This window comes from Paenibacillus sp. FSL P4-0081 (assembly GCF_000758565.1).
GTDB lineage: Bacteria > Bacillota > Bacilli > Paenibacillales > Paenibacillaceae > Paenibacillus_AQ > Paenibacillus_AQ phytohabitans.
The window spans coordinates 1,918,760-1,939,802 of sequence record NZ_CP009280.1; the positions used below are offsets into that span (position 1 = coordinate 1,918,760).

Below are 21,043 nucleotides of genomic sequence, written 5' to 3' on the forward strand. Positions count from 1 at the left end.
AGCGGTTGATATCAAATCTTATCAAATTTCTCCTGTACAAACTTCTCCAGCACCCTGAAATCCTCGGTAACCCGCTTGAAGGGCAAAGCTCCCAGCACCTTATCCCGGTAGTCCTTACGGGCTCCGGCGGACAGGCGGGAATCGAGGATACTGAGCACACCCAGGTCCGTTTCACTGCGGATCAGACGTCCCGTGCCCTGCCTCAACCGGAGTAGCATGTCCGGGACGAATACGTCTTTCAAGGGGTTCTCAGCCAAAGAGGCCTTATATTCATAGACCGGATCGGCAGGGACCGGGAAAGGGAGCCGGACCACAATTAACTGCGATAAATCGGAGCCTGCGATATTTACGCCCTCCCAGAATACCCCCGTACTCAGCAGAACGCCTTTACTGGCCCGGAATTCAGCGATTACCCCATCCTGGGACGAGCCTTCCCTCTGCACATGCAGCGCCCAGTTAAGCTTCTCGGCGCTTAGCTTCTGATGAATGTACTTCATATCCTCTTTGGCCGAGAAAAGCACCAGTGTCCGCCCGTCCGTCAAATTGCAGAGTCTCAGCATCTCCTTGTACGCTGCTTCCAGATAAGCTTCCCGGTTGTTATGGTTATAGTAGGGAACGTTCCTGGCAATGTACATCAGGGTGTGGTTATCGTAATCAAACGGTGAAGCCTGGCGCTCCATATAATCTCCCCGGTATCCGAGCGACTCTGTCAGATAAGCATATTGTTCCTCCAGCGTATCTCCGGTCTGGCACAGGGTTGCTGACGTTAAGATGACAGAGGTCTTTCCGTTAAACAAGCTGTGTTTCAGGAACTGGCTTATGCCTTTGGGACAGATGCTGACCGTGCTCTCCCCCCGCGTATGGCTTGCCCAGATCAGATAGTTGTCCTCCGCTCCGGCGAGTACAGCAAAGAGGCCGATAAGTCCGTTCATGGCTTCAAAAGCATTGTCAATCTCCCGCTCACGCCGGGAAGTGAGGACGGACAGGCTGAGACTGAACTCTCTCAATACCTGAATTCCCCGCTGCAGCGGGACTCCTGTAATCTCCGATACTTTGATCCGGTCATTGTCCTGCTTGGCTGTGTGCAGCAGATCCGCCTCTACCTGTCTGAAAATATCCCCGGCGCATCTTTTTATGAATTTATATTGTGCCATTAGCTCCTTATCTGCGGATTGCCTGAAAAGAATCTGTAAGGCGTCCTCCAGTATGCGGCAGGTTCCCCGGAAGGTGAATTCGAGCGTTCTTGCATCTCTGACCTTTGCTTCGAGATTATGCGCTTCATCTATTACGATCAGCGCCGGCCGTTCCGCAATTAAGCCCTTGGTTCCTTCCTTCTTCTTAATCAGGTCACGGATAAGCAGGTCTTGATTAACGATGATGAAATCCATGTCGCCGGGGCCGGCATTAATTTTGGCCCTCATCTCGTAGAACGAGCAGGTGCTCCGGTAATGGCATTGCTCAAATTTGCAATCATTCACACAAACGCCGGACCATACCGCGTCACTAACACCGCCCTCAATATCTGCCCGCTCATCGATCCCGTAATTCACAATACGTTCGGCAAGCGCAGACAGGGGGGAAGCAGCAGCATCCGGCTTGATTAGTTCAGCTGCCCTGTACCGGCAGGCATATTGCCCCATACCTTTCCCGACTACGGAGCGGACTGAAGTGAACCCGAGCCGGCTGCCGATGAACCGCAGATCTTTATGGATCTGTTCGGAGAGCTGGATGGAGGAGGTGGCAATAATGACCGGCTGCCGGGAGATCTGGTTAATGAGCAGGCCGGGGATAAGGTAGGCAAAAGACTTGCCGATTCCGACTCCGGCTTCAATCATCGCATTGCGGCTATGTACATAAGCATCCGCGATATCCAGAGACATATCCTGCTGGCCGAGCCTCTCTGTGAGGCCGATCCTCGGAAACCGGTCGTACATCCGGAAGATGGCATTGACCAGAGCGGGTTCGATGTCCTTTTTCAGCTCCCGCTTCTGTAATTTATAGAGATCATTTAACCAGCTGATAACGACCGCCCCTTTTCTATAATCAATGATGTGCCTGTCCCGAATCTATTTGGGTGAGGTTGTTATTATCATAGATGAAGCGCTAACAGTCAAGGGTTAGAATGTAACAGATTCGCGGAATGCTCCAGTCTCTTTGTCAGACAGTTCTTGAAAACAAAAGGCGCGCCTGCTACTGTTACTGTTATAGAGCGGGAAGGAAGGTTTAAAGATGACAGAACACGCGCAAGTATTCAAACCTGCGGAGACACATGTGAAATTGACCGGCCGGACGCATTACAGCAATGATGTGCTGTGGCTGGCACTCTCCGGCAGCGGTATCGAATTTTCATTCTATGGCACCAAAGCGGAGATTACATTGAAAGCTGATACTATTGCCTTAACCGGTAATAATCTGGCCAGGATTGGCATCTGTGTAAACGGAGTACGGGTCATTGACGACCAGCTGGACACGCTGCTTAGAACGTATACGATATTTGAGAGCGAGACGGAGCAGGAGGTCAGGGTAAAGGTCACCAAGCTGTCTGAGGCGGCAATGTCCACGGCAGGGATTCAGGAGATTGCTGTCCATGCAGCGGATGGAATCAAACCCGCTCCGGCAAAAGTACATAAGATCGAATTCATCGGCGATTCCATTACCTGCGGCTACGGCGTGGATGATGAGGACGGGCTGCATTCCTTCTCCACAGCTACAGAAGATGTCACCAAAAGCTATGCTTATCTGACGGCCCGCCATCTTGATGCGGACTATAGTATGGTTTCGTATAGCGGCTATGGCATTATTACAGGATACACGGAAACCGATCAACGGCTGCTGACACATCTTCTCCCGGATTATTATGAACGGGTAGGCAAGTCCGAGGGTAAATTTGACGGCGTTCTGCTGCCCCAGGATATTCGTTGGGATTTCAACAGGTTTGTGCCCGATCTGATTGTCATCAATCTCGGAACGAATGATGATTCCTACACCAGAGACGATACCGGCAAGCAGACGGAATATGCCAGGGAGTATGCTGAATTCCTCAAAATGGTCAGACGCAATAACCCCCGCACACCCATTCTGTGTACGCTGGGCATCATGGGAGACAGATTGTATCCTTATGTCGAACAGGCAGTGAAGGGATATATGCAAGAAACAGGAGACAGCAATATTTCTGCCATGAAATTTGACGTGCAGGAGGCAGCGGATGGATACGCCTCCGACTCCCACCCTTCCCAAGCTACGCACAGTAAAGCTGCCCGGAAGCTGACGGCTCATATCAGGGGGCTTATGGAGTGGTGATAACAGAACTTTAATTTCGTCTTAGTCATTCAACGTTACCCACCACTTCGGTTTCGAAGAGGTGGGTTTTTGTATGAGACTATAGGTTGCTTTTTTTCTTATAATTTGGTTACATCTGAACATTAGATTCTTTTTTTGACACAGACTATACTAGACCCTAATGAAGGTCATCATTTACCAATCCATTAGCTTAGGGGGACGTCTCATGAATATCGAGAATATGGAGGCCTTTGTATTTGTAGTTCATTTGGGGAGTTTCAATAAAGCTGCTGAAGCCCTTTTCCTGAGCCAGCCTTCCGTTACGGCACGGATTCGTTCACTGGAGAATGAAATGAATGTAAAGCTATTCCACCGCAATGGAAGATATATTCAGTTAACAGAAGGCGGGAAAAAGCTTATTCCGTATGCGGAGAAAATTCTGCAGTCCTACCGGGAAGCCACCTATAAGATGAATCAGCATATCGCTCTGCCGGAAGAAGTCCGGATTGGCTGCTCTATATCCATATCTAATTATTTGCTCCCGGGAATACTGGAGAAGTTCAGAGTGAGGTTTCCGGATACCCGGGTTAAAATTTTATCCTATCCTTCTGAACAGATCATGACCCGTATTCTGGATGAAGAGGTGGATTTCGGCCTGGTGCGCACGACCACTCATCCCCGGATGGTGAGCAAGACTATGCTGTCCACTCCCATCGGCCTGTATTGTGCTCCCGGTCATCCCCTTGCCTTACGCAATGAGAAGATTAAGGCTGAGGAGCTGCGTGAGCATGAAATTATCTTTTATGATCATTTGTCTGAAGAGTGGCTGCTGCTTGTCAAAATGTTCGAGTCCATGCAGACCCGTCCTAATATTATTTTTGAGGTGGATAATATGGAGACTGCGAAGCGGCTTGTCGAGATCGGAACAGGTGTCTGTTTTTTGCCGGAGTATTCAGCAAGGATGGAGATTCAGAGCAAGGCTCTATATCAAATCCAAGTGGAGACAGAGGCAGATATTCATGCCAGAGTATCATTAATGTATTTAAAGGAAAAAGATGAAAATCCGGTTCTGGAGTTTTTCTCTGATAAAGACTTATACCAATGATGAATATATAACATATAGATTACTTATAATGTAACATCTAAATAGACAGTGTTTATAACAAACAAGATAATGTCTATTTTTTTTATTTAAAAAATCATGTTAAGGTAATAAACAAGAAATATACACATTTCCGTGTTAGGAAATCTAACCTTATGGAATGGCTGATTGCAGTGCATACCACAACATTTTGAAGGGGTGTTTCGTAATGGTACAAATTAAAAAGAGCTTTAAGTCTCTAGCGGTGATTACAATCCTGTCCTCATTGCTCGCAGGTTGCGGGAACTCTGCCAATAATGCTTCTTCAACAAATGCTGAGGCTGCAGGATCAGGAGAGGGCGGAACTGGTGTTAGCCAGGGCCTGGTGGATCAGATTAAAGCCGATGGCAAATTAAAAGTCGGTACGGATGCTACCTATGCGCCGTTCGAGTTTGTAGAGGATGGTAAAATTGTCGGCTACGGCTCTGAAATTCTGGCTGAAGTCGTTAACGGCCTTGGGGTTACGCTGGATCAGCCGGATACCCCGTTTACAGGAATACTGCCGGGGCTGGATGCTAATAAGTTCGATATCGTTGCCACTTCCATGACGATTACTCCGAAGAGACAAGAAAATTATCTCTTTACAGTTCCGATTGCCGAGGGAACGGCTGCGGTGATGAAACATAAAGGGGACGATTCGATTCAGACTATCGATGACTTGAACGGCAAAATTGTAGGTGTCCTGATTAACTCAGGCCCGGTAGATGCACTGAAGAAATATAATGAAGAATTAAAAGCAAATGGCGGCGGCTTCAAGGAAATGAAGGAATATGTCAGTTATCCTGATGCGTATCAGGATTTGGCTGCCAAACGTGTGGATGCAGTGGTCCAAGCTCTGCCGGCCATGTCGCAGCTTGTGAAAACCCGGCCTGATACGTATGAGATCGTCGGCACAATAGGTGAGCCAACCTATCTGGCCTGGATGCTCCGCAAAGGGGATACAGATATGCAGCAGTATTTAAACAGTGTGATTATCGGTCTGAAAGATAGCGGGAAGCTGGCTGAGATGCAGCAGCAATGGTTTGGATTCGAAATGGAGGTTCCTGACGAAATGTATAACGTCCAGGAGTAGGGATTAGTGAATCGAGGTGTGCAATGTTCGAATTTGAAACGGTTATGAAGTATTTGCCTAATTTGCTGCACGGTGCGCTATTAACGGCAGGAATATCGGCTGGTGCCATTGTACTCGCCTTTCTGGGAGGGGTTATTCTCTCGCAACTGAGAATGAGCGGTAATAAGATTCTGCAGTGGCCCGTCCGCGTGTATGTCAGCTTCATCCGGGGGATTCCGTTTATTATTCAGCTGTTCGTGATCTATTATGGAATTTCCCTGATTGGGGCGGATATGCCCACCTGGCTCATCGGCATGCTTGCACTGGCCATGAATTCAGCGGCGTATCAATCCGAATATTTCAGGGCAGGGCTGGAATCTATTCCGCCTGGTTATATCGAAGCGGCACGTTCTCTCGGAATGGGCAAGCTGCATATCCTGCTCCGGATCAAGATGCCGCTTGTGTTTGCCAAGCTTGTCCCGCCATTGACGAACGAATTCATTCTGGTCCTGAAGAACTCGGCGATTGTGTCAACGATTTCGGTGGTGGAATTGCTGCGTGTCGGCCAGCAGATTATTACGACCACCTACAGGCCAACAGAAATTTATATTATGGTTGCGGCGATCTATCTGACGATTAACTTAACGTTAATGTTCCTGATTAATATTTACCGTAAGAGGCAGTCGGTGTGGACCGGCAGAAGCGGGGGTGGCAGAGCATGACGGTGGATTTTTCCATTATTCTGGAGTATTACCCGACGCTGCTCCGCGGTCTCTATAATACACTGCTGATTTGTGCAAGCAGTCTGATTCTGGGGCTGCTGCTGGGGATGCCGGTCTGCATGCTGAGAATGTCCGGCAATTCCGTCGCCCGTTTTATCGGCAAATCTTACATTAATATCGTCCGCGGGACTCCTTTCCTGGTCCAGGTCTATCTGCTGTATTACGTGGGGCCTTTATATGGGTTAACGCTAAGCGCATTTGTATGCGGGGTAATTACCTTGACTATATTCGGGAGTGCCTATTTCTCAGAGATCTACCGCGCAGGGGTGGAGTCAGTGCCCAAGGGGCATCTGGAGGCAGCCAGCTCACTTGGAATGTCGCGGTACCAGACGTTTATCCGCATAACTTTTCCGCAAATGATGGCGCTTATTATTCCAATGCTCACCAATCAGCTGGTTGGTCTGGTTAAGGAATCGGCGATTCTCTCCACGGTGACCGTCCATGAGCTGACCTTTGCCGGAACCCGGATTATCGGTGAGACCTTCAGATATTTCGAAGTGTACATTGTGCTGGCGCTGCTGTACTGGGTTCTTAACACACTGCTGGCCGCATTGGCCGACAAATGGGAAGCGTATTTCACGAAATATATGAAGCGAAACAAGAAACCGGAGCTGTTCTAGAAGCTAGAGTTCTCAGTTGGGAGGAAATCCATATGACAAGCACTGTGGCTGTGGAAGTAACGGGGCTGCAAAAGAAGTTCGGCGATCAGCTTGTGCTCAAAGGAATTGATATGCACATTGAGATGGGAGAGGTTGTGGGGATTATTGGACCCAGCGGATCAGGGAAAAGCACACTGCTCCGCTGCCTGAATTTGCTTGAGACCCCAACAGAGGGAGTGATCCGGATTCAGGATGAGCTGTTATATGCCAAACATGCGGGACAAGCACAACCCTCCAAAATAACCAAAACCAAACCGAAAACAGGTATGGTCTTCCAGCAGTTCAACCTGTGGCCGCATATGACCGTTCTGGAGAATGTGATTGAAGCCCCGCTCCGTGTGAAGAAGGCCGATAAAAGGGCAGCGGTTCTGAAAGCGGAGGCGCTCCTTGAAAAGGTAGGCTTGCTGGAGAAGCGGGATATGCATCCCATTTATTTGTCGGGCGGACAGCAGCAGCGGGTAGCTATTGCCCGGGCGCTGGCCATGGAGCCGGAAATTATGTTGTTTGATGAGCCAACGTCTGCACTCGATCCTGAACTGGTCGGCGATGTGCTGAGAGTCATGAGAGATCTTGCCGGAGAAGGAATGACCATGATCGTGGTTACACATGAAATGGAATTTGCAGCCAATGTCGCCGACCGGGTCATTTTCATGGATCAGGGGGCCATTGTCGAGCAGGGAACTCCGGACGATGTGTTCCACCGATCTCAAAGTCCAAGACTGCAGCAGTTTCTGTCTAATACAAGCTTTACGACATTTGGCTCAGAGAAAATTTACTAAAAGGGGACTGTACATTATGGAAATTACGAGATACCGCAAGTTTTCGACCCAGAGCTTCTATCCTGCACAAATGGGAGAACCGGAGCATCATATTCAGAATGATTTCTGCATGGCTGTCCGTGCCGGGAACCGTATTTTTCTGAGAGGCCAGACAGGATTTGATCTGGATGGAAATTTCCGCGGAGTGGATGATGTGGCGGAGCAGACGGAACAGGCTTGCTTGAATATCAAACAGCTTCTGAGTGAAGCTGGGGGTTCTATAGAAAGTGTATGCAAAATCACTGTGTATCTAACCGACCGTGATTACCGGAGTGAGGCTTATGCAGTAATCGCCAGACATTTTCAGGGTGTATTTCCTTGCAGTACCGGTCTTGTTGTCAAAGGTTTGGCTCTGCCTGAAATGTTTGTTGAGATTGATGTGGAAGCGATTATAGCTGAATAAGAGCTAGGGGAGGATATCAGATGACGGCAACAACAGCAAGATTCAGAAAATTCAAAACCGGGGACTTCTACCCATCCGGGATGGGGGCATCAGAGCATCATGTGCAGAACGAATTCAGTATGGCGGTCCGCAGCGGGAGAAGGATTTTTCTTCGCGGTCAGACGGGGTTCGATCTGGATGGAACCTTCCATGGAATCAATAATGTGGCCGAACAAACGGAACAAGCCTGCCGGAATGTTAAGCAACTGCTGGAAGAGGCAGGGGGGACCATGGAGGATGTATGCAAAATCACAGTGTATCTGACAGAAAGAGAGTACCGGAGTAGCGCGTATGCTGTTATTGCTGAGCATTTTCGCGGCGTATTCCCCTGCAGTACAGGTTTGATTGTTGAAGGGCTGGCGTTCCCGGAGCTGCTGATGGAAATAGATGTTGAAGCCGTGGTCAGGGGGGAGTAGTGAATACGCGAAGCACAGACGTCATTTCGTTGCGGAGGGATTTCCATGCCCATCCGGAGGTGGGGTTTACAGAGTTCAGAACAGCCTCCATTGTGGTAGGGGTATTATCATCGCTGGGCTATAAGACCATTTATGGGCAGGAAGCGCTGGAGGGTTCAGTCAGAAAAGGGGTTCCCGCTGCAGAAGACCTTGAGACTGCTTATGAGCGTGCGTTGAGAAGCGGGGCAGATCCGGAAATTATCAGTAAAATGAAAGGCGGCTATACCGCTGTCATCGGTTTACTACAAGGCAGGCAACCGGGCCCCACGCTCGCCTTTCGGTTTGATATGGATGCTCTGCCAGTGGCGGAAAGCACGAAAGAAGACCATGTTCCGAATGCTGAAGGATTTGCTTCCAGGTACAGCGGGTTGATGCATGCCTGCGGGCATGACGGACATACGGCTATTGGATTGGCTCTTGCTGAGAAGCTGGCCCACGGACAATTTGCCGGGACGATTAAATTGGTCTTTCAGCCTGCAGAAGAAGGCGTCAGAGGAGCGGAGGCTATAGTTAGCAAGGGCTGGCTGGATGATGTGGATTATCTGTTCTGTCAGCACCTGGCTACAGATGCAGTCACAGGACAGCTTTTTGCCGGGGCGCTCGGATTTCTGGCCACGACCAAACTCACGGCTCATTTCAAAGGGGTGTCTTCACATGCAGGGGCGGCCCCGGAGCTTGGACGAAATGCGCTTCTGGGTGCAGCGACAGCGCTGCTGAATATTCATGCCATCCCCAGAAACAGCAAGGGACAGACCTATCTTAATGTAGGGGTGCTTCAAGGGGGGACAGCTGCCAATATTGTACCTGAATACGCCAAGCTGGTTATTGAGTGCCGTTCAGATTCCATGGAAATTAACAGCGACCTGGAGAGTAGGATCAGAACAATCACCCAGCACAGCGCCGGCATGCATGGTCTGACTTGTGAAATTGAAGTGACCGGTGCAGCCATCCCCATTGAGTGTGACGGGGAAGCTGTGTTGATTGTGGCAGAGGAAGCCGCCAGACTTAAAGGGTTCACATCTATTGCGGAACGTGCGGTAGTGGCTATAGGCAGTGAGGATGCCGGGTTTATGATGCGCCGTGTTCAGGAGCTTGGGGGCAAGAGCACTTATATGATTATTGGTTCTGACAGACCTGCTGCCCACCACCATCCTGAATTCGATATTGATGAGGCATCTCTGCCGCTGGCGGTTGAATTGCTGGTAGGTATAGCAGGGCGGCTGCTGGTGTGAATGGTAAGCAGAATATATGTGAACTATAGCATATAACAGAGTTTCAGCCTTCCGTACAGACGACTTCTGAGTACATTGGGAGCCGTCTGTTTTACAGGTTGTACGTTGAAGCGGCCCGTCTCCGGACGAGCGCTTTTTTTGTTTTCCCTTCACTGCTGCATACATAGAGAACAATGGGAAAGCTATAAGAGTAAAGGGAGTTTCGTTATTTGAAATTATGGGTATATAAGCTATATTTTCGAAATATAAACGTCAGCAAGCCACAAGTCGGAAAGTGAGGGTCCTCATGGATTTCCCAGTCAACATCCTTCTCGTAGACGATCACCCCGAAAACTTGCTTGCCATTGAGGCCGTTCTAAGCGGAGAACCCTACCATCTGTTCCGGGCATATTCCGGGGTAGAGGCTTTGCGCTGTTTATTGGAAGAAGAATTTGCTGTCATCGTAATGGATGTGCTAATGCCGGGAATGGACGGGCTGGAGACGGCACGCCTCATCCGGACCCGGGAGAAAAACAATTACGTGCCTATCATCTTTATGACAGCGACCAGTAATACAATGGAGGATATCTTCGCAGGCTATTCGGTCGGCGCTATGGATTATATGACGAAGCCCTTCGTCCCGCAGCTGTTTAAATCCAAAATCGAGGGGTACGTCAGCATGTATGAAGCTAACAAAACCCTGCAGATCCAAAGCGACATGCTCAAGAAACAAGCGAAGCAGATGGAGAAAACGAATCAGGAGCTCAGAGAGGCTAAGGAAGCGGCGGAAATCGCCTCCCGTGTGAAATCGGAATTTCTGGCCATGATGAGCCATGAAATCCGGACTCCGCTGAATGGGATCATAGGCATGTCCGATCTGCTGCTCACCTCCGATCTGCCGGAAGAATACGCTGAGATGGCAGGAATTATCCACACGAGCAGCAATGCACTGCTTTCGGTCATCAATCCTATTCTCGATTATTCCAAAATTGAATCCGGGAAGATGGAAGTGGAAGAGGCGCCGTTCTCCCTTCAGGACTGCCTGGCTGAAACGATTGATTTGTTCACAGCCAAAACCAGGGAACGGAATCTGGAGATGGCTGTGACCGTAGATCCTTCGGTTCCGCCTTATATAACGGGCGATATGACCCGCCTCCGCCAGGTATTGAATAATCTGGTGGGCAATGCAGTGAAATTCACCCATGAAGGCAGTATATACATAATGGTTAACAAGCTGTCCGAAGAGGCGAATACGCTTACGCTTGAATTTACAATTAAAGATACGGGGATCGGAATTCCCCCGGATAAGATAAACGAGCTGTTCCAGCCCTTCTTCCAGCTGGATGCCTCTACAACACGCAGGTTCGGAGGCACAGGGCTTGGATTATCGATCAGCAAATCTTTAGTTGAATTAATGGGCGGCAGCATCCGGGTAGAGCCGTCGAATGAACCAGGCGCCACCTTTGTTTTTACAATTGCAGTCAAACAATTCCAAGTAAATAATGCATAAGGGGCAGGGTTGATACTATGAGCGATCAGAACCAAAGCAAAGAGATAAGCGGAGATCAGATTGATGCCGGCGAATTGCTCAACGCCTTAATGGCGATGAAGAAAGGAAACTTCTCCCACAGAATGCCCTATGACCGCACGGGAATAGCCGGTAAGGTAGCAGATACCTTCAACGAGATCATGGATATTCAGGAGAGTCTGGTGAATGAAGTCCAGACAGTAGCCAGAGTGGTCGGTAAAGAAGGTAATCTGTCGCGCAGATTCGTGCAGAAGAATCTGGGCGGCTCCTGGGAGACCATTACCGATTCGCTGAACGGGATGGTTATTGACTTGATTCAACCGACCAGCGAGATGGTCCGGGTGATTAACGCCGTAGCCAAAGGCGATCTGTCCCAGAAGGTGGAGCTGGAGATCGAAGGGCGGCCGCTCACTGGTGAATTCCAGCGGACGGCAAGCAATATTAACATGATGGTGAATCAGCTTAGTACATTTGCCTCCGAGGTTACCCGGGTAGCACGCGAGGTCGGCACGGAGGGCATTCTGGGCGGGCAGGCAGATGTCAAAGGAGTATCGGGAACCTGGAAAGACTTAACAGACAGCGTGAATTACATGGCGACTAACCTTACGGATCAGGTGCGTAATATTGCGGCGGTAACGACTGCTGTGGCGAACGGTGATCTGTCAAAGCAAATTACAGTAAATGCACGGGGAGAAATCCTTGAGCTCAAAAATACGATCAACACCATGGTGGATCAGCTCTCCATGTTCTCTTCCGAGGTTACTCGTGTAGCGCGAGAGGTTGGCACGGAGGGTAAGCTTGGCGGGCAGGCAGACGTGAAGGATGTATCGGGTACATGGCGCGATCTAACCGAAAGTGTAAACTACATGGCCTCCAACCTGACCAACCAGGTGCGTAACATCGCGGTTGTGACCACTGCGGTCGCAAACGGCGATCTGTCGAAGAAGATTACTGCCGATGTCCAGGGCGAAATCCTTGAGCTCAAGAACACCATCAACACGATGGTGGATCAGCTGTCGACCTTCGCTTCCGAGGTTACCCGGATGGCGCGTGAGGTCGGTACGGAAGGGATCCTTGGCGGACAGGCAGATGTCAAAGGCGTATCCGGCACCTGGCGGGATTTGACGGAAAGCGTAAATTACATGGCCTCGAACTTAACCAATCAGGTGCGTAACATTGCCGAAGTAACAACCGCTGTCGCTAAGGGCGACTTATCCAAGACGATAACTGTCGATGCGAAAGGCGAAATTCTCCAGTTGAAGAGCACCATCAATATTATGGTGGATCAGCTCAGCAACTTCGCCTCTGAGGTGACACGGGTGGCGCGGGAGGTCTCCACGGAAGGAATTCTCGGCGGTCAGGCGGATGTGAAGGGCGTATCCGGCACCTGGAAGGATTTAACGGACAGCGTTAACTTTATGGCGGGTACCCTGACCGATCAGGTGCGTAATATCGCTGAAGTGACGACGGCGGTGGCCAAGGGCGACCTGTCCAAGCAGATCACGGTAAATGCGACCGGAGAAATCCTTGAGCTCAAGAACACCATTAACACGATGGTGGAGCAGCTCTCTACCTTCGCTTCCGAGGTTACCCGTGTGGCGCGTGAGGTGGGTACCGAGGGCATGCTGGGCGGACAGGCCCAGGTTAAGGGCGTTGCCGGGACCTGGCGGGATTTGACCGAGAGTGTAAACTATATGGCCTCAAACCTGACCAATCAGGTGCGTAACATTGCTGTTGTAACGACGGCAGTAGCGAACGGAGATCTGTCCAAGAAAATCACTGCCGATGTCCAGGGCGAAATCCTGGAGCTCAAAAATACCATCAATACGATGGTGGACCAGCTCTCGATGTTCTCCTCCGAGGTGACGCGTGTGGCCCGCGAGGTAGGTACAGACGGCAAACTGGGCGGACAGGCGCAGGTGAAGGGCGTCGGCGGAACCTGGAAAGACTTGACCGAGGGCGTAAATAATATGGCCCGGAATTTGACGGACCAGGTGCGGAATATTGCGGACGTTACGACGGCGGTAGCCAAAGGGGATCTGTCCAAGAAGATTACCGTAGATGTCAAAGGTGAAATTCTGGAGCTGAAGAATACGATCAACACCATGGTGGACCAGCTCTCGATCTTCGCCTCCGAGGTTACGCGTGTGGCGCGCGAGGTCGGTACGGACGGCAAACTCGGGGCGCAGGCGGAAGTTAAGGATGTTTCCGGTACCTGGAAGGATCTGACCGATACGGTCAACTACATGGCCAGCAATCTGACCATTCAGATGCGCAACATTGCCGGTGTTACGACAGCGGTAGCGAACGGCGATCTGTCCAAGAAGATTACGGTAGACGTTAAAGGCGAACTGCTTGAGCTGAAGAACACGATTAATACGATGGTGGACCAGCTGAATTCGTTCGCTTCCGAGGTTACGCGTGTGGCGCGCGAGGTCGGTACAGACGGTAAGCTGGGCGGACAAGCCCAGGTGCGCGGCGTCGGGGGGATTTGGAAGGATCTGACCGACAACGTTAACATTATGGCGACCAATCTGACGGATCAGGTGCGCGGGATTGCCAAGGTTGTGACTGCCGTTGCGAACGGTAATCTGAAGCAGAAGCTGACCGTGGAAGCCAAAGGTGAAATCGCCGAGCTGACCGATACCATCAATAATATGATCGAGACGCTGGCGACCTTCGCCGACCAGGTGACCACGGTGGCGCGGGAGGTAGGCGCCGAAGGGAAACTGGGCGGACAAGCCAGTGTGCCTGGAGCAGCTGGAACGTGGCGTGACCTGACCGACAACGTTAACTACATGGCGAGTACGCTTACCACGCAGGTGCGGGCCATTACGAATGTTGCCACGGCGGTAACGAATGGCGATCTGTCACGGGCCATCGACGTATCCGCCTCCGGGGAAGTCGCGACACTCAAAGATAATATTAACGAAATGATCCGGAACCTGAAGGAGACGACCCGGATCAATACAGAGCAGGATTGGCTCAAAACCAACCTGGCCAAATTCTCACGGATGCTGCAAGGGCAAAGAGATCTGTATGCGGTGAGCCGTATGATCCTGTCCGAGCTGGCTCCGCTTGTATCTATGCAGCATGGGGTCTTCTACATCAATGAGCCTTCTAACGGTGAAGCGGTTCTGAAGCTGTTCGCCAGCTATGCTTACCAGAGCCGCAAGCATCTGGCCAATGAATTCCGGGCCGGGCAAGGGCTGGTCGGCCAGTGTCTGATTGAGAAGCAGCGGATCCTGCTTACCAATGTGCCGGGCGACTATGTTGTAATTTCGTCCGCATTGGGAGAAGCTACCCCGCTTAATATTATTTTGCTGCCGATTATTTTCGAAGATCAGGTGCTGGCGATACTGGAGCTGGCCACCTTCCGCCCTTATAGTGATATCGACATCGCCTTCCTGGATCAGCTTACAGAATCCATCGGCATTGTGATCAACACCATGCAGGCGAACCAGCGTACGGAGGAATTGCTGATCCAATCACAGTCGCTCACCGAGGAGCTCCAGAAGCAGCAGATGGAGCTGCGGAGTACGAATGACGAGCTTGAGGATAAAGCGAAGCTGCTGGTGCTGCAGAAGGCGGAAGTGGAGAGCAAGAATCATGAGGTAGAGGTAGCCAAGCGTTATCTGGAGGAGAAAGCGGAACAGCTTGCGCTCACGTCCAAGTACAAATCCGAGTTTCTGGCCAACATGTCGCATGAGCTGCGAACCCCGCTGAATTCCCTGCTGCTCCTGGCAGAACAGCTGGCCGAGAACCCGGATGAGAATCTTCATGAGATTCAGGTGAAGTTCGCGAAGACCATTCAGGACTCCGGACTTGAATTGCTTAACCTTATCAACGATATTCTGGATCTGTCCAAAATCGAATCGGGCACGATTACGCCGGATTACAGCGAGGTTTCTCTGGCAGAGCTGACAGACGGGCTGGACCGTACCTTCCGCCATATGGTGGATGCCAAGAAGCTGGACTACCGGATCATCATTGATTCCGGCGTACCGGCCAGAATAGCAACGGATTTCAAGCGGCTGCAGCAAATTCTGAAGAACCTGCTGTCCAACGCCTTCAAGTTCACGGAGCAAGGGCAGATCATGCTGCAGATCCGCAAAGCAGGCGAGGGCTGGCATCCGGAGAATGAATCGCTGACGCGGGCCAAAACGGTGATCTGCTTCTCTGTAAGCGACACGGGAATCGGTATCCCGCCTGAAAAGCAGCAGATTATCTTCGAAGCCTTCCAGCAGGCGGATGGCAGCACGAACCGGGAATACGGCGGGACAGGCCTGGGGCTTGCCATATCCCGCGAGATTGCCGAGATGTTAGGCGGAGAAATCACCCTGTACAGTGAAGCGGGCAAAGGGAGCGTCTTTAATCTGTACCTGCCTACTGAAGCGGAATTCACCGAACCGGAGATCCCCAAGGCACATGTTCCGGAGGTGATCGATATCACCCCATCCAAACGCAGAAGTAATCTGGCTAAGCCGGCAGATGATACGTTCCTTGATGACCGGGATCAGATCGTGCCGGGAGACCGTGTCTTCCTGATTATTGAGGATGACCAGAAGTTCAATGAAATTATGCTGGATATGCTCCACAAAAAAGGTATCAAAGCCGTGATTACATCCAGCGGCTATGATGTGCTGGAGCTTGTTCATAAGTACCAGCCGATTGCTATAACGCTCGATCTGCATCTTGGCGGAGACGCCGACGGCTGGCTGGTACTCGAGCAGCTGAAGAACGATATTGAGGTGCGGCATATTCCGGTCTGTGTGATGACGGTCGATGAGGATGAGGTACTGCTGTTACAGCGGGGCGCTCATGATTACTTCCGCAAACCGGTGACCAATGAAGAGCTGGAGAATGCGCTCGACCGTCTGAACCAGTTTGCGGATAAGAAGACCAGGAATCTGCTGGTGGCGGTCCAGAATGAGGAAGAGCGCAAGCAAATCATTGAGCTGTTAAGCAACCCTGATATCAGTCTTACGGCAGTGGACACGGCACGCAAAGCGTTGAACCAGATCAATACCAAAGAATTCGATTGTGTGGTACTGGACAGCAGCCTGCCGGAGATGAATCTCATCCGGTTTATCCGGGATATGTACAAGAACGCGAAGAACAAAAAGGTTCCCGTCCTGGTCCACATGAGCAGGAAGCTGACACCGGCGGAAGAAAGCGATTGGGATGAGCTGGTCAAAATGGCGGTGCTCAAAGAGGTGAAATCGAATCTCCAGCTGATCGATGAAACGACCCTCTTCCTGCACCGCAAGGCGGAGAACCTGCCGTCCGGTTCAAAGGATAAGCTGGTTAAGCTGCATCACTCGGATGAAATGATTGAGTCTAAGAAAGTGCTTGTAGTGGATGATGATATCCGGAACATCTTCGCACTCACTTCCATTCTGGAACGTCATCAGATGAAGGTCATCCCTGCGGAGAACGGGCAGGATGCCATCACTCTTCTGGAACAGACGCCGGACATCGAAATTGTCCTGATGGATATCATGATGCCGGGGATGGACGGCTATGAAACGACCCGTGCCATCCGGCTCAAGCCGGAATTCAAGGACCTCCCCATTCTTGCGCTGACGGCGAAAGCGATGAAGGGAGACCGGGAGCTGTGCCTCGAAGCAGGCTGCTCGGATTACATTACCAAACCGGTCAACAGTGCACAGCTGTTATCTATGATGCGTACTTGGCTGGATAACGATATCTAAGACTTATAAAAACAGGAGCCGACCCCAAAGCCGTGAAAAGGCTGCTGGGGTCAGGCTCCTTTACCTGTTTCAAGGGGGAACATAGCGATAGTTGTATAATGTGCAATTAAAAACAGCGAAAGGGTATGCTTGCATCTTATAACTGTAATCTGTACAACTAAATCTGCCTGAACGGGTGAAACAATCTGCAAATGGAAATTTAATTGCACGAAATACAATTAAACAGATAATCGGTTGAAAATCAGACGATTTAGTTGTACAAAATACAACTAAATATACCGGAGGGATATACCTTTATCGGTTCATTGCAAGCCCTCAGCAAGTGATTTGTCAAAGTGGTTTTTATTGATTTAAATCTGACGTTATACCAGGTATAGCTTAGAATCTGCGGCAAGCTAACGGCACCTGTGCTGCCTAATCATCTGGAGCAGCTGATCATCGAGGGCGATAAGGCCACAGTGAAGCTATACAGCAGCGGCACCATCAGCGTGATTGATAACAAGGGTGTGGAGACTATAGTTTCGGAGAACAACGGCCTTGATTTCGAAGAGAGCCACTACCGCCTGCAGTCACATTTCATTCACTGCCTGAATACGGGCGGGGAATTCCAGACGAGCGGAGAAGACAATTTGAAGACGCTGGAGCTTGTATTCGAAACGTACAGAAGCGCTGAGGAACATAAGGTTATACATTTTTGAACAGCTTTAGCGCCTTGATGTGTTCATTATAAATGTAAAGAGGCCCGCAAATAGAGAAAATACAGACGCACTGATTCCAAAAAGTAATACTAGCCGTATAGAAGCCTGGACATTATTCGCAGAATTGATTATGAGGATGAATACACCCAGTATGGCTCCAATTATGAAATATAACAAAACATGTGTAATCATGTTGCGGTGTTTGATGGCTCTATCTATATACAATGAAGCAGGAGTTACAAGGATATGATCATTGTGAATACAATCGACAGAAGTAATGCAGAAAGTAAAGAAGCGAGGAGTCTGATCAAAGCAAGTAAATCCTCCTTTAACTGAAATTGGAAAAGTATAATTATGATCGTCTATTAAGATTTTAAAGTATCCAGAGGATGATTACCAACACCCCAAACTACTCCGCCTAAGCGGAAGGCTTGGGGTGTTCTATATTTATACAGATGTATATTTTAAAATTGAAATAAATATGGATTTGCTTTATTTTTAAGCAGGAAAATATAAACATATATTGAATACATCAAGCAAAGAGGGAGGATGGAAATGGGATACAGTGAAAATCAGTTGCGCTCGTCATTAACACCGGCAGTTTCAATGATTCTGAACACTCATTATCACTCTGTAATCATGAAAAACCCCCAATCCGCCTGGTTCATAGAGACGCATAAGGAATTGCTGGATGCAACCTTCACTATGACCTTAATGTCTATAATAGAAGCATTGTTCCTGGGGCCTTCTGATTATGAGCAGTACCTGCACACACAGGAGCAAGAGGGGTTTGCGCAAGGGGCTTATACTGCAGAGATATTTGGCGACCATTTTGATATTCTGCTTGAAATGAGCAAAGATTTGAACTTAACCGCCCAGAATATGATGTTCCGGACCATTGAAGTGCTTGTGGATGATTCGGCGAACCGGCTGTTTTTCTATAATCGGCTGATGGAATCCAACTGGACCCGGTTTACCGGCTTCGCTCAAGGTTATTTGTCTAATAAAAACCAGCAGATCGACAATCTGCATGAACAAAAAATTGCGGTTATGGGACAGATGGCCGCAGGTATGGCACATGAAATCCGTAATCCGCTGGCTTCAATCAAGGGCTTCGCCCAGCTTGTGAATAATAGGCTTAATGAGCCTGAGATCAAAGCTAATGAACTGCGTGCCTACATGGATATTACAATTAAAGAGATCGATACGCTGAACGGCTTAGTTACGGACTTCCTGATGCTGTCGCGGAAAGGGGATCATGCAAAGAATAGCGGCGTAGTGTTTAATGTAATCGAGGTTATACATAGAGTGAACAACATTGTGAATCAGCTCATACTTAGCGGCGATATTATTCTGGCAGTGGATTATTCGGATGAAACTATTCTGACTTTCGGAAATGCCTCACAGTTGGAGCAGGTCTTCCTGAATATTTTGAAGAATAGCATTGATTCCTTCACCGCATGCCAAGGCAGGATAGATATTACAGTGACCACGGCGGATGAGACCCATGAAATCATGCTGATCTTCAAAGACAATGGCGAAGGGATACCGCCGGATAAATTAAAACGGATCTTCGATCCGTTCTATACCACTAAGCTAAAAGGGACAGGCATCGGCTTGTCCATCTGTAAACAATTAATTGAAATGTACGGCGGCCAGATTAGGGTGGATTCGGAACTTCAGGCAGGAACCAGCGTGAGGGTAACTTTGCCGTGGGTGTGCGAATCCAATGAGCATGTGGAGGGTGGTCTGTTGAATGCCCAGTAGGGAGCTTTGGTGTGTTGGCTGCTTTTAAAAAAATAACATAATTCGACAAATTCCTATGCATTCATGTGGTATTCTTTGTAAGGTGATTTGGCCGCTGATAAGATTACTAGTTTGAAAGGGGAATTTGATGAATAAAAAATTTATTATCTTTATACTGGCTTGTCTGCTGTTTATGGTTGCCCCGCAACAAAGTTCTGCTGCTGCAGAATATCCAGATGTCAACATCGCGGTTAATGGAGTTTCGCTTGCTGGTTCAGAGCCTTTGTATGTGGAGAAGGGGAACACGCTTGTGTACTACCGGTTTTTCTTTGAGTCACTGGGAATGACCGTGGATATGAATGTGGAATTAGGAAGAGTTTATGTTTTTGACAGTGGGGAGGAAGACGCCAAACCGCTGATTACCTTATGGCTGGGCAGCAAAAAAGTAATGTATAAGGATAAAGAGGTGACACTCCCGGCACCTGTGCGGCGAATCGGAAATCTTACATATATGCCTGTCCGTTCAATCAGTGAAATGTTAGGATATCAGGTAAAATTCAATGTGGACGAACAGACTATTCTTCTAACGAAGACAATAACCGATGAAGGAGACAAGATCCGTCCTTTATTCGACAGCTTCTTTAAGGAGGGTCAGATCAATCCATCGCGTGAGATATTTACCGGTCAGGGATGGGATATTTATACCACTATTGATTCGGAGATGGGTGTAGATTTCAACTTCCTTCCTTTAAAGGACTCCACTGTCTCAGTAGATAAAATTGGATATCTCTCAGATAATAAAGCTGTCGTCAGAGTAGCCTATAAATCAGCATCCGCCGCATTTAAACGGGAGATTGACTTTATATTCACCGTCACCAAAGAAAAAGAGGATTGGAAGTTAGCCCGTTTATATTTGGAAGGCCCCAAATATGAGGTGGCCGAGGAGGCAACTGCAGGAGGTACAGTCAATGCCGGACAGGGCGGTGAGGCTGCAGCAGTTATGTCGGGTTTGGATGCATATAATCAGGCATGGGCAAATGGAGATGCAGCTGCAATCATTCAGTCAACATCACCGGCTTACATAAGCGAATTTGAAAGCGAGACTGGCCTGCAATTTGAGGATGAGATGGCCCAGCAAGCATACGGCTCTGAGAAACAGAAAGTGGCTGGAACCTATATTCCTTATCTAAGCGCTGATCATGCTGTCGTGTACGCAGCTGAACTGCATAAGGAATGGGATGATAACGATAATCTCGTGGAAGTACCGGTTGACGTAATGTTTCGTATGGATAAAACCGCAGACGGGCGCTGGACAGTACACAGCTTACTGGAACTGGTGGATAGTGAAATGACTATAACTTTACAGTAAATATTATTTATATTAGCGTAATGGATTTCTCCGGGTTGAAGGACCGGTTAGCTGCTGCTGACCGGTTTTTATGCTGCTCCCGGCATGGATTAGCTCAATAGTATGTTTTGGCGTACACTGGAAGGATAGAGCAATTATCGAACTGAGCTG

15 protein-coding genes are annotated in these 21,043 nt (G+C 49.3%); 14 read left to right on the forward strand and 1 reads right to left on the reverse strand.

What is annotated here, in order from left to right; all coding sequences use genetic code 11:
- Window positions 1-11: 11 nt before the first annotated feature.
- Window positions 12-1,880, reverse strand: a complete 1,869-nt coding sequence (locus P40081_RS08245) for an ATP-dependent DNA helicase (protein ID WP_231575307.1) — start codon at window positions 1,878-1,880, stop codon at window positions 12-14.
- Window positions 1,881-2,229: 349 nt separating this feature from the next.
- On the opposite strand from P40081_RS08245, the gene P40081_RS08250 reads away from it, so the two are divergent.
- The 14 genes from P40081_RS08250 to P40081_RS08315 all read left to right on the forward strand — a co-directional run bounded on the left by P40081_RS08250 (window position 2,230) and on the right by P40081_RS08315 (window position 20,893).
- On the forward strand, window positions 2,230-3,300 hold the full coding sequence (locus P40081_RS08250) for an SGNH/GDSL hydrolase family protein (protein WP_042134651.1): 1,071 nt from the start codon (window positions 2,230-2,232) through the stop codon (window positions 3,298-3,300).
- Between the two features lie 205 nt (window positions 3,301-3,505).
- On the forward strand, window positions 3,506-4,384 hold the full coding sequence (locus P40081_RS08255) for a LysR family transcriptional regulator (protein ID WP_042134652.1): 879 nt from the start codon (window positions 3,506-3,508) through the stop codon (window positions 4,382-4,384).
- Window positions 4,385-4,589: 205 nt separating this feature from the next.
- Window positions 4,590-5,492, forward strand: coding sequence for a transporter substrate-binding domain-containing protein (locus P40081_RS08260; protein WP_052421722.1), 903 nt, complete (start codon window positions 4,590-4,592; stop codon window positions 5,490-5,492).
- A 23-nt stretch (window positions 5,493-5,515) separates the two neighbouring features.
- Window positions 5,516-6,193 (forward strand): amino acid ABC transporter permease, encoded by a 678-nt coding sequence (locus P40081_RS08265; protein WP_042134654.1) that lies wholly within the window; start codon window positions 5,516-5,518, stop codon window positions 6,191-6,193.
- Window positions 6,160-6,873, forward strand: a complete 714-nt coding sequence (locus tag P40081_RS08270) for an amino acid ABC transporter permease (protein WP_156118562.1) — start codon at window positions 6,160-6,162, stop codon at window positions 6,871-6,873. The genes P40081_RS08265 and P40081_RS08270 overlap by 34 nt, the downstream gene beginning before the upstream one ends.
- A 32-nt stretch (window positions 6,874-6,905) precedes the next feature.
- Complete coding sequence (locus P40081_RS08275; protein ID WP_042134658.1) at window positions 6,906-7,691, forward strand: amino acid ABC transporter ATP-binding protein; 786 nt, start codon at window positions 6,906-6,908, stop codon at window positions 7,689-7,691.
- Window positions 7,692-7,707: 16 nt separating this feature from the next.
- Entirely contained in the window at window positions 7,708-8,133 is a 426-nt protein-coding gene (locus P40081_RS08280) for a RidA family protein (protein ID WP_042134660.1), read from the forward strand.
- A 20-nt stretch (window positions 8,134-8,153) separates the two neighbouring features.
- Window positions 8,154-8,588, forward strand: coding sequence for a RidA family protein (locus P40081_RS08285; protein ID WP_042134661.1), 435 nt, complete (start codon window positions 8,154-8,156; stop codon window positions 8,586-8,588).
- A complete protein-coding gene (locus tag P40081_RS08290; RefSeq protein WP_042134663.1) occupies window positions 8,588-9,859 on the forward strand; it encodes an amidohydrolase in 1,272 nt (423 codons plus the stop codon). Before P40081_RS08285 ends, P40081_RS08290 begins: the two co-directional genes overlap by 1 nt.
- Window positions 9,860-10,145: 286 nt before the next feature.
- The gene (locus P40081_RS08295) at window positions 10,146-11,348 is read left to right on the forward strand and encodes an ATP-binding protein (RefSeq protein WP_042134665.1); all 1,203 of its coding nucleotides are present in this window, start codon (window positions 10,146-10,148) and stop codon (window positions 11,346-11,348) included.
- A 17-nt stretch (window positions 11,349-11,365) separates the two neighbouring features.
- Window positions 11,366-17,080: a HAMP domain-containing protein gene (locus P40081_RS08300; protein WP_042134667.1), complete on the forward strand. Its 5,715-nt coding sequence runs from the start codon at window positions 11,366-11,368 to the stop codon at window positions 17,078-17,080.
- A gap of 407 nt (window positions 17,081-17,487) precedes the next feature.
- Complete coding sequence (locus P40081_RS08305; protein ID WP_042134669.1) at window positions 17,488-17,778, forward strand: Gfo/Idh/MocA family oxidoreductase; 291 nt, start codon at window positions 17,488-17,490, stop codon at window positions 17,776-17,778.
- Between the two features lie 555 nt (window positions 17,779-18,333).
- Window positions 18,334-19,545 carry a sensor histidine kinase gene (locus P40081_RS08310; RefSeq protein ID WP_042134671.1) on the forward strand — a complete coding sequence of 404 codons (1,212 nt, stop codon included), beginning with the start codon at window positions 18,334-18,336 and terminating at the stop codon, window positions 19,543-19,545.
- 127 nt (window positions 19,546-19,672) lie between these two features.
- On the forward strand, window positions 19,673-20,893 hold the full coding sequence (locus P40081_RS08315; RefSeq protein ID WP_042134673.1) for a copper amine oxidase N-terminal domain-containing protein: 1,221 nt from the start codon (window positions 19,673-19,675) through the stop codon (window positions 20,891-20,893).
- Window positions 20,894-21,043 lie beyond the last annotated feature (150 nt).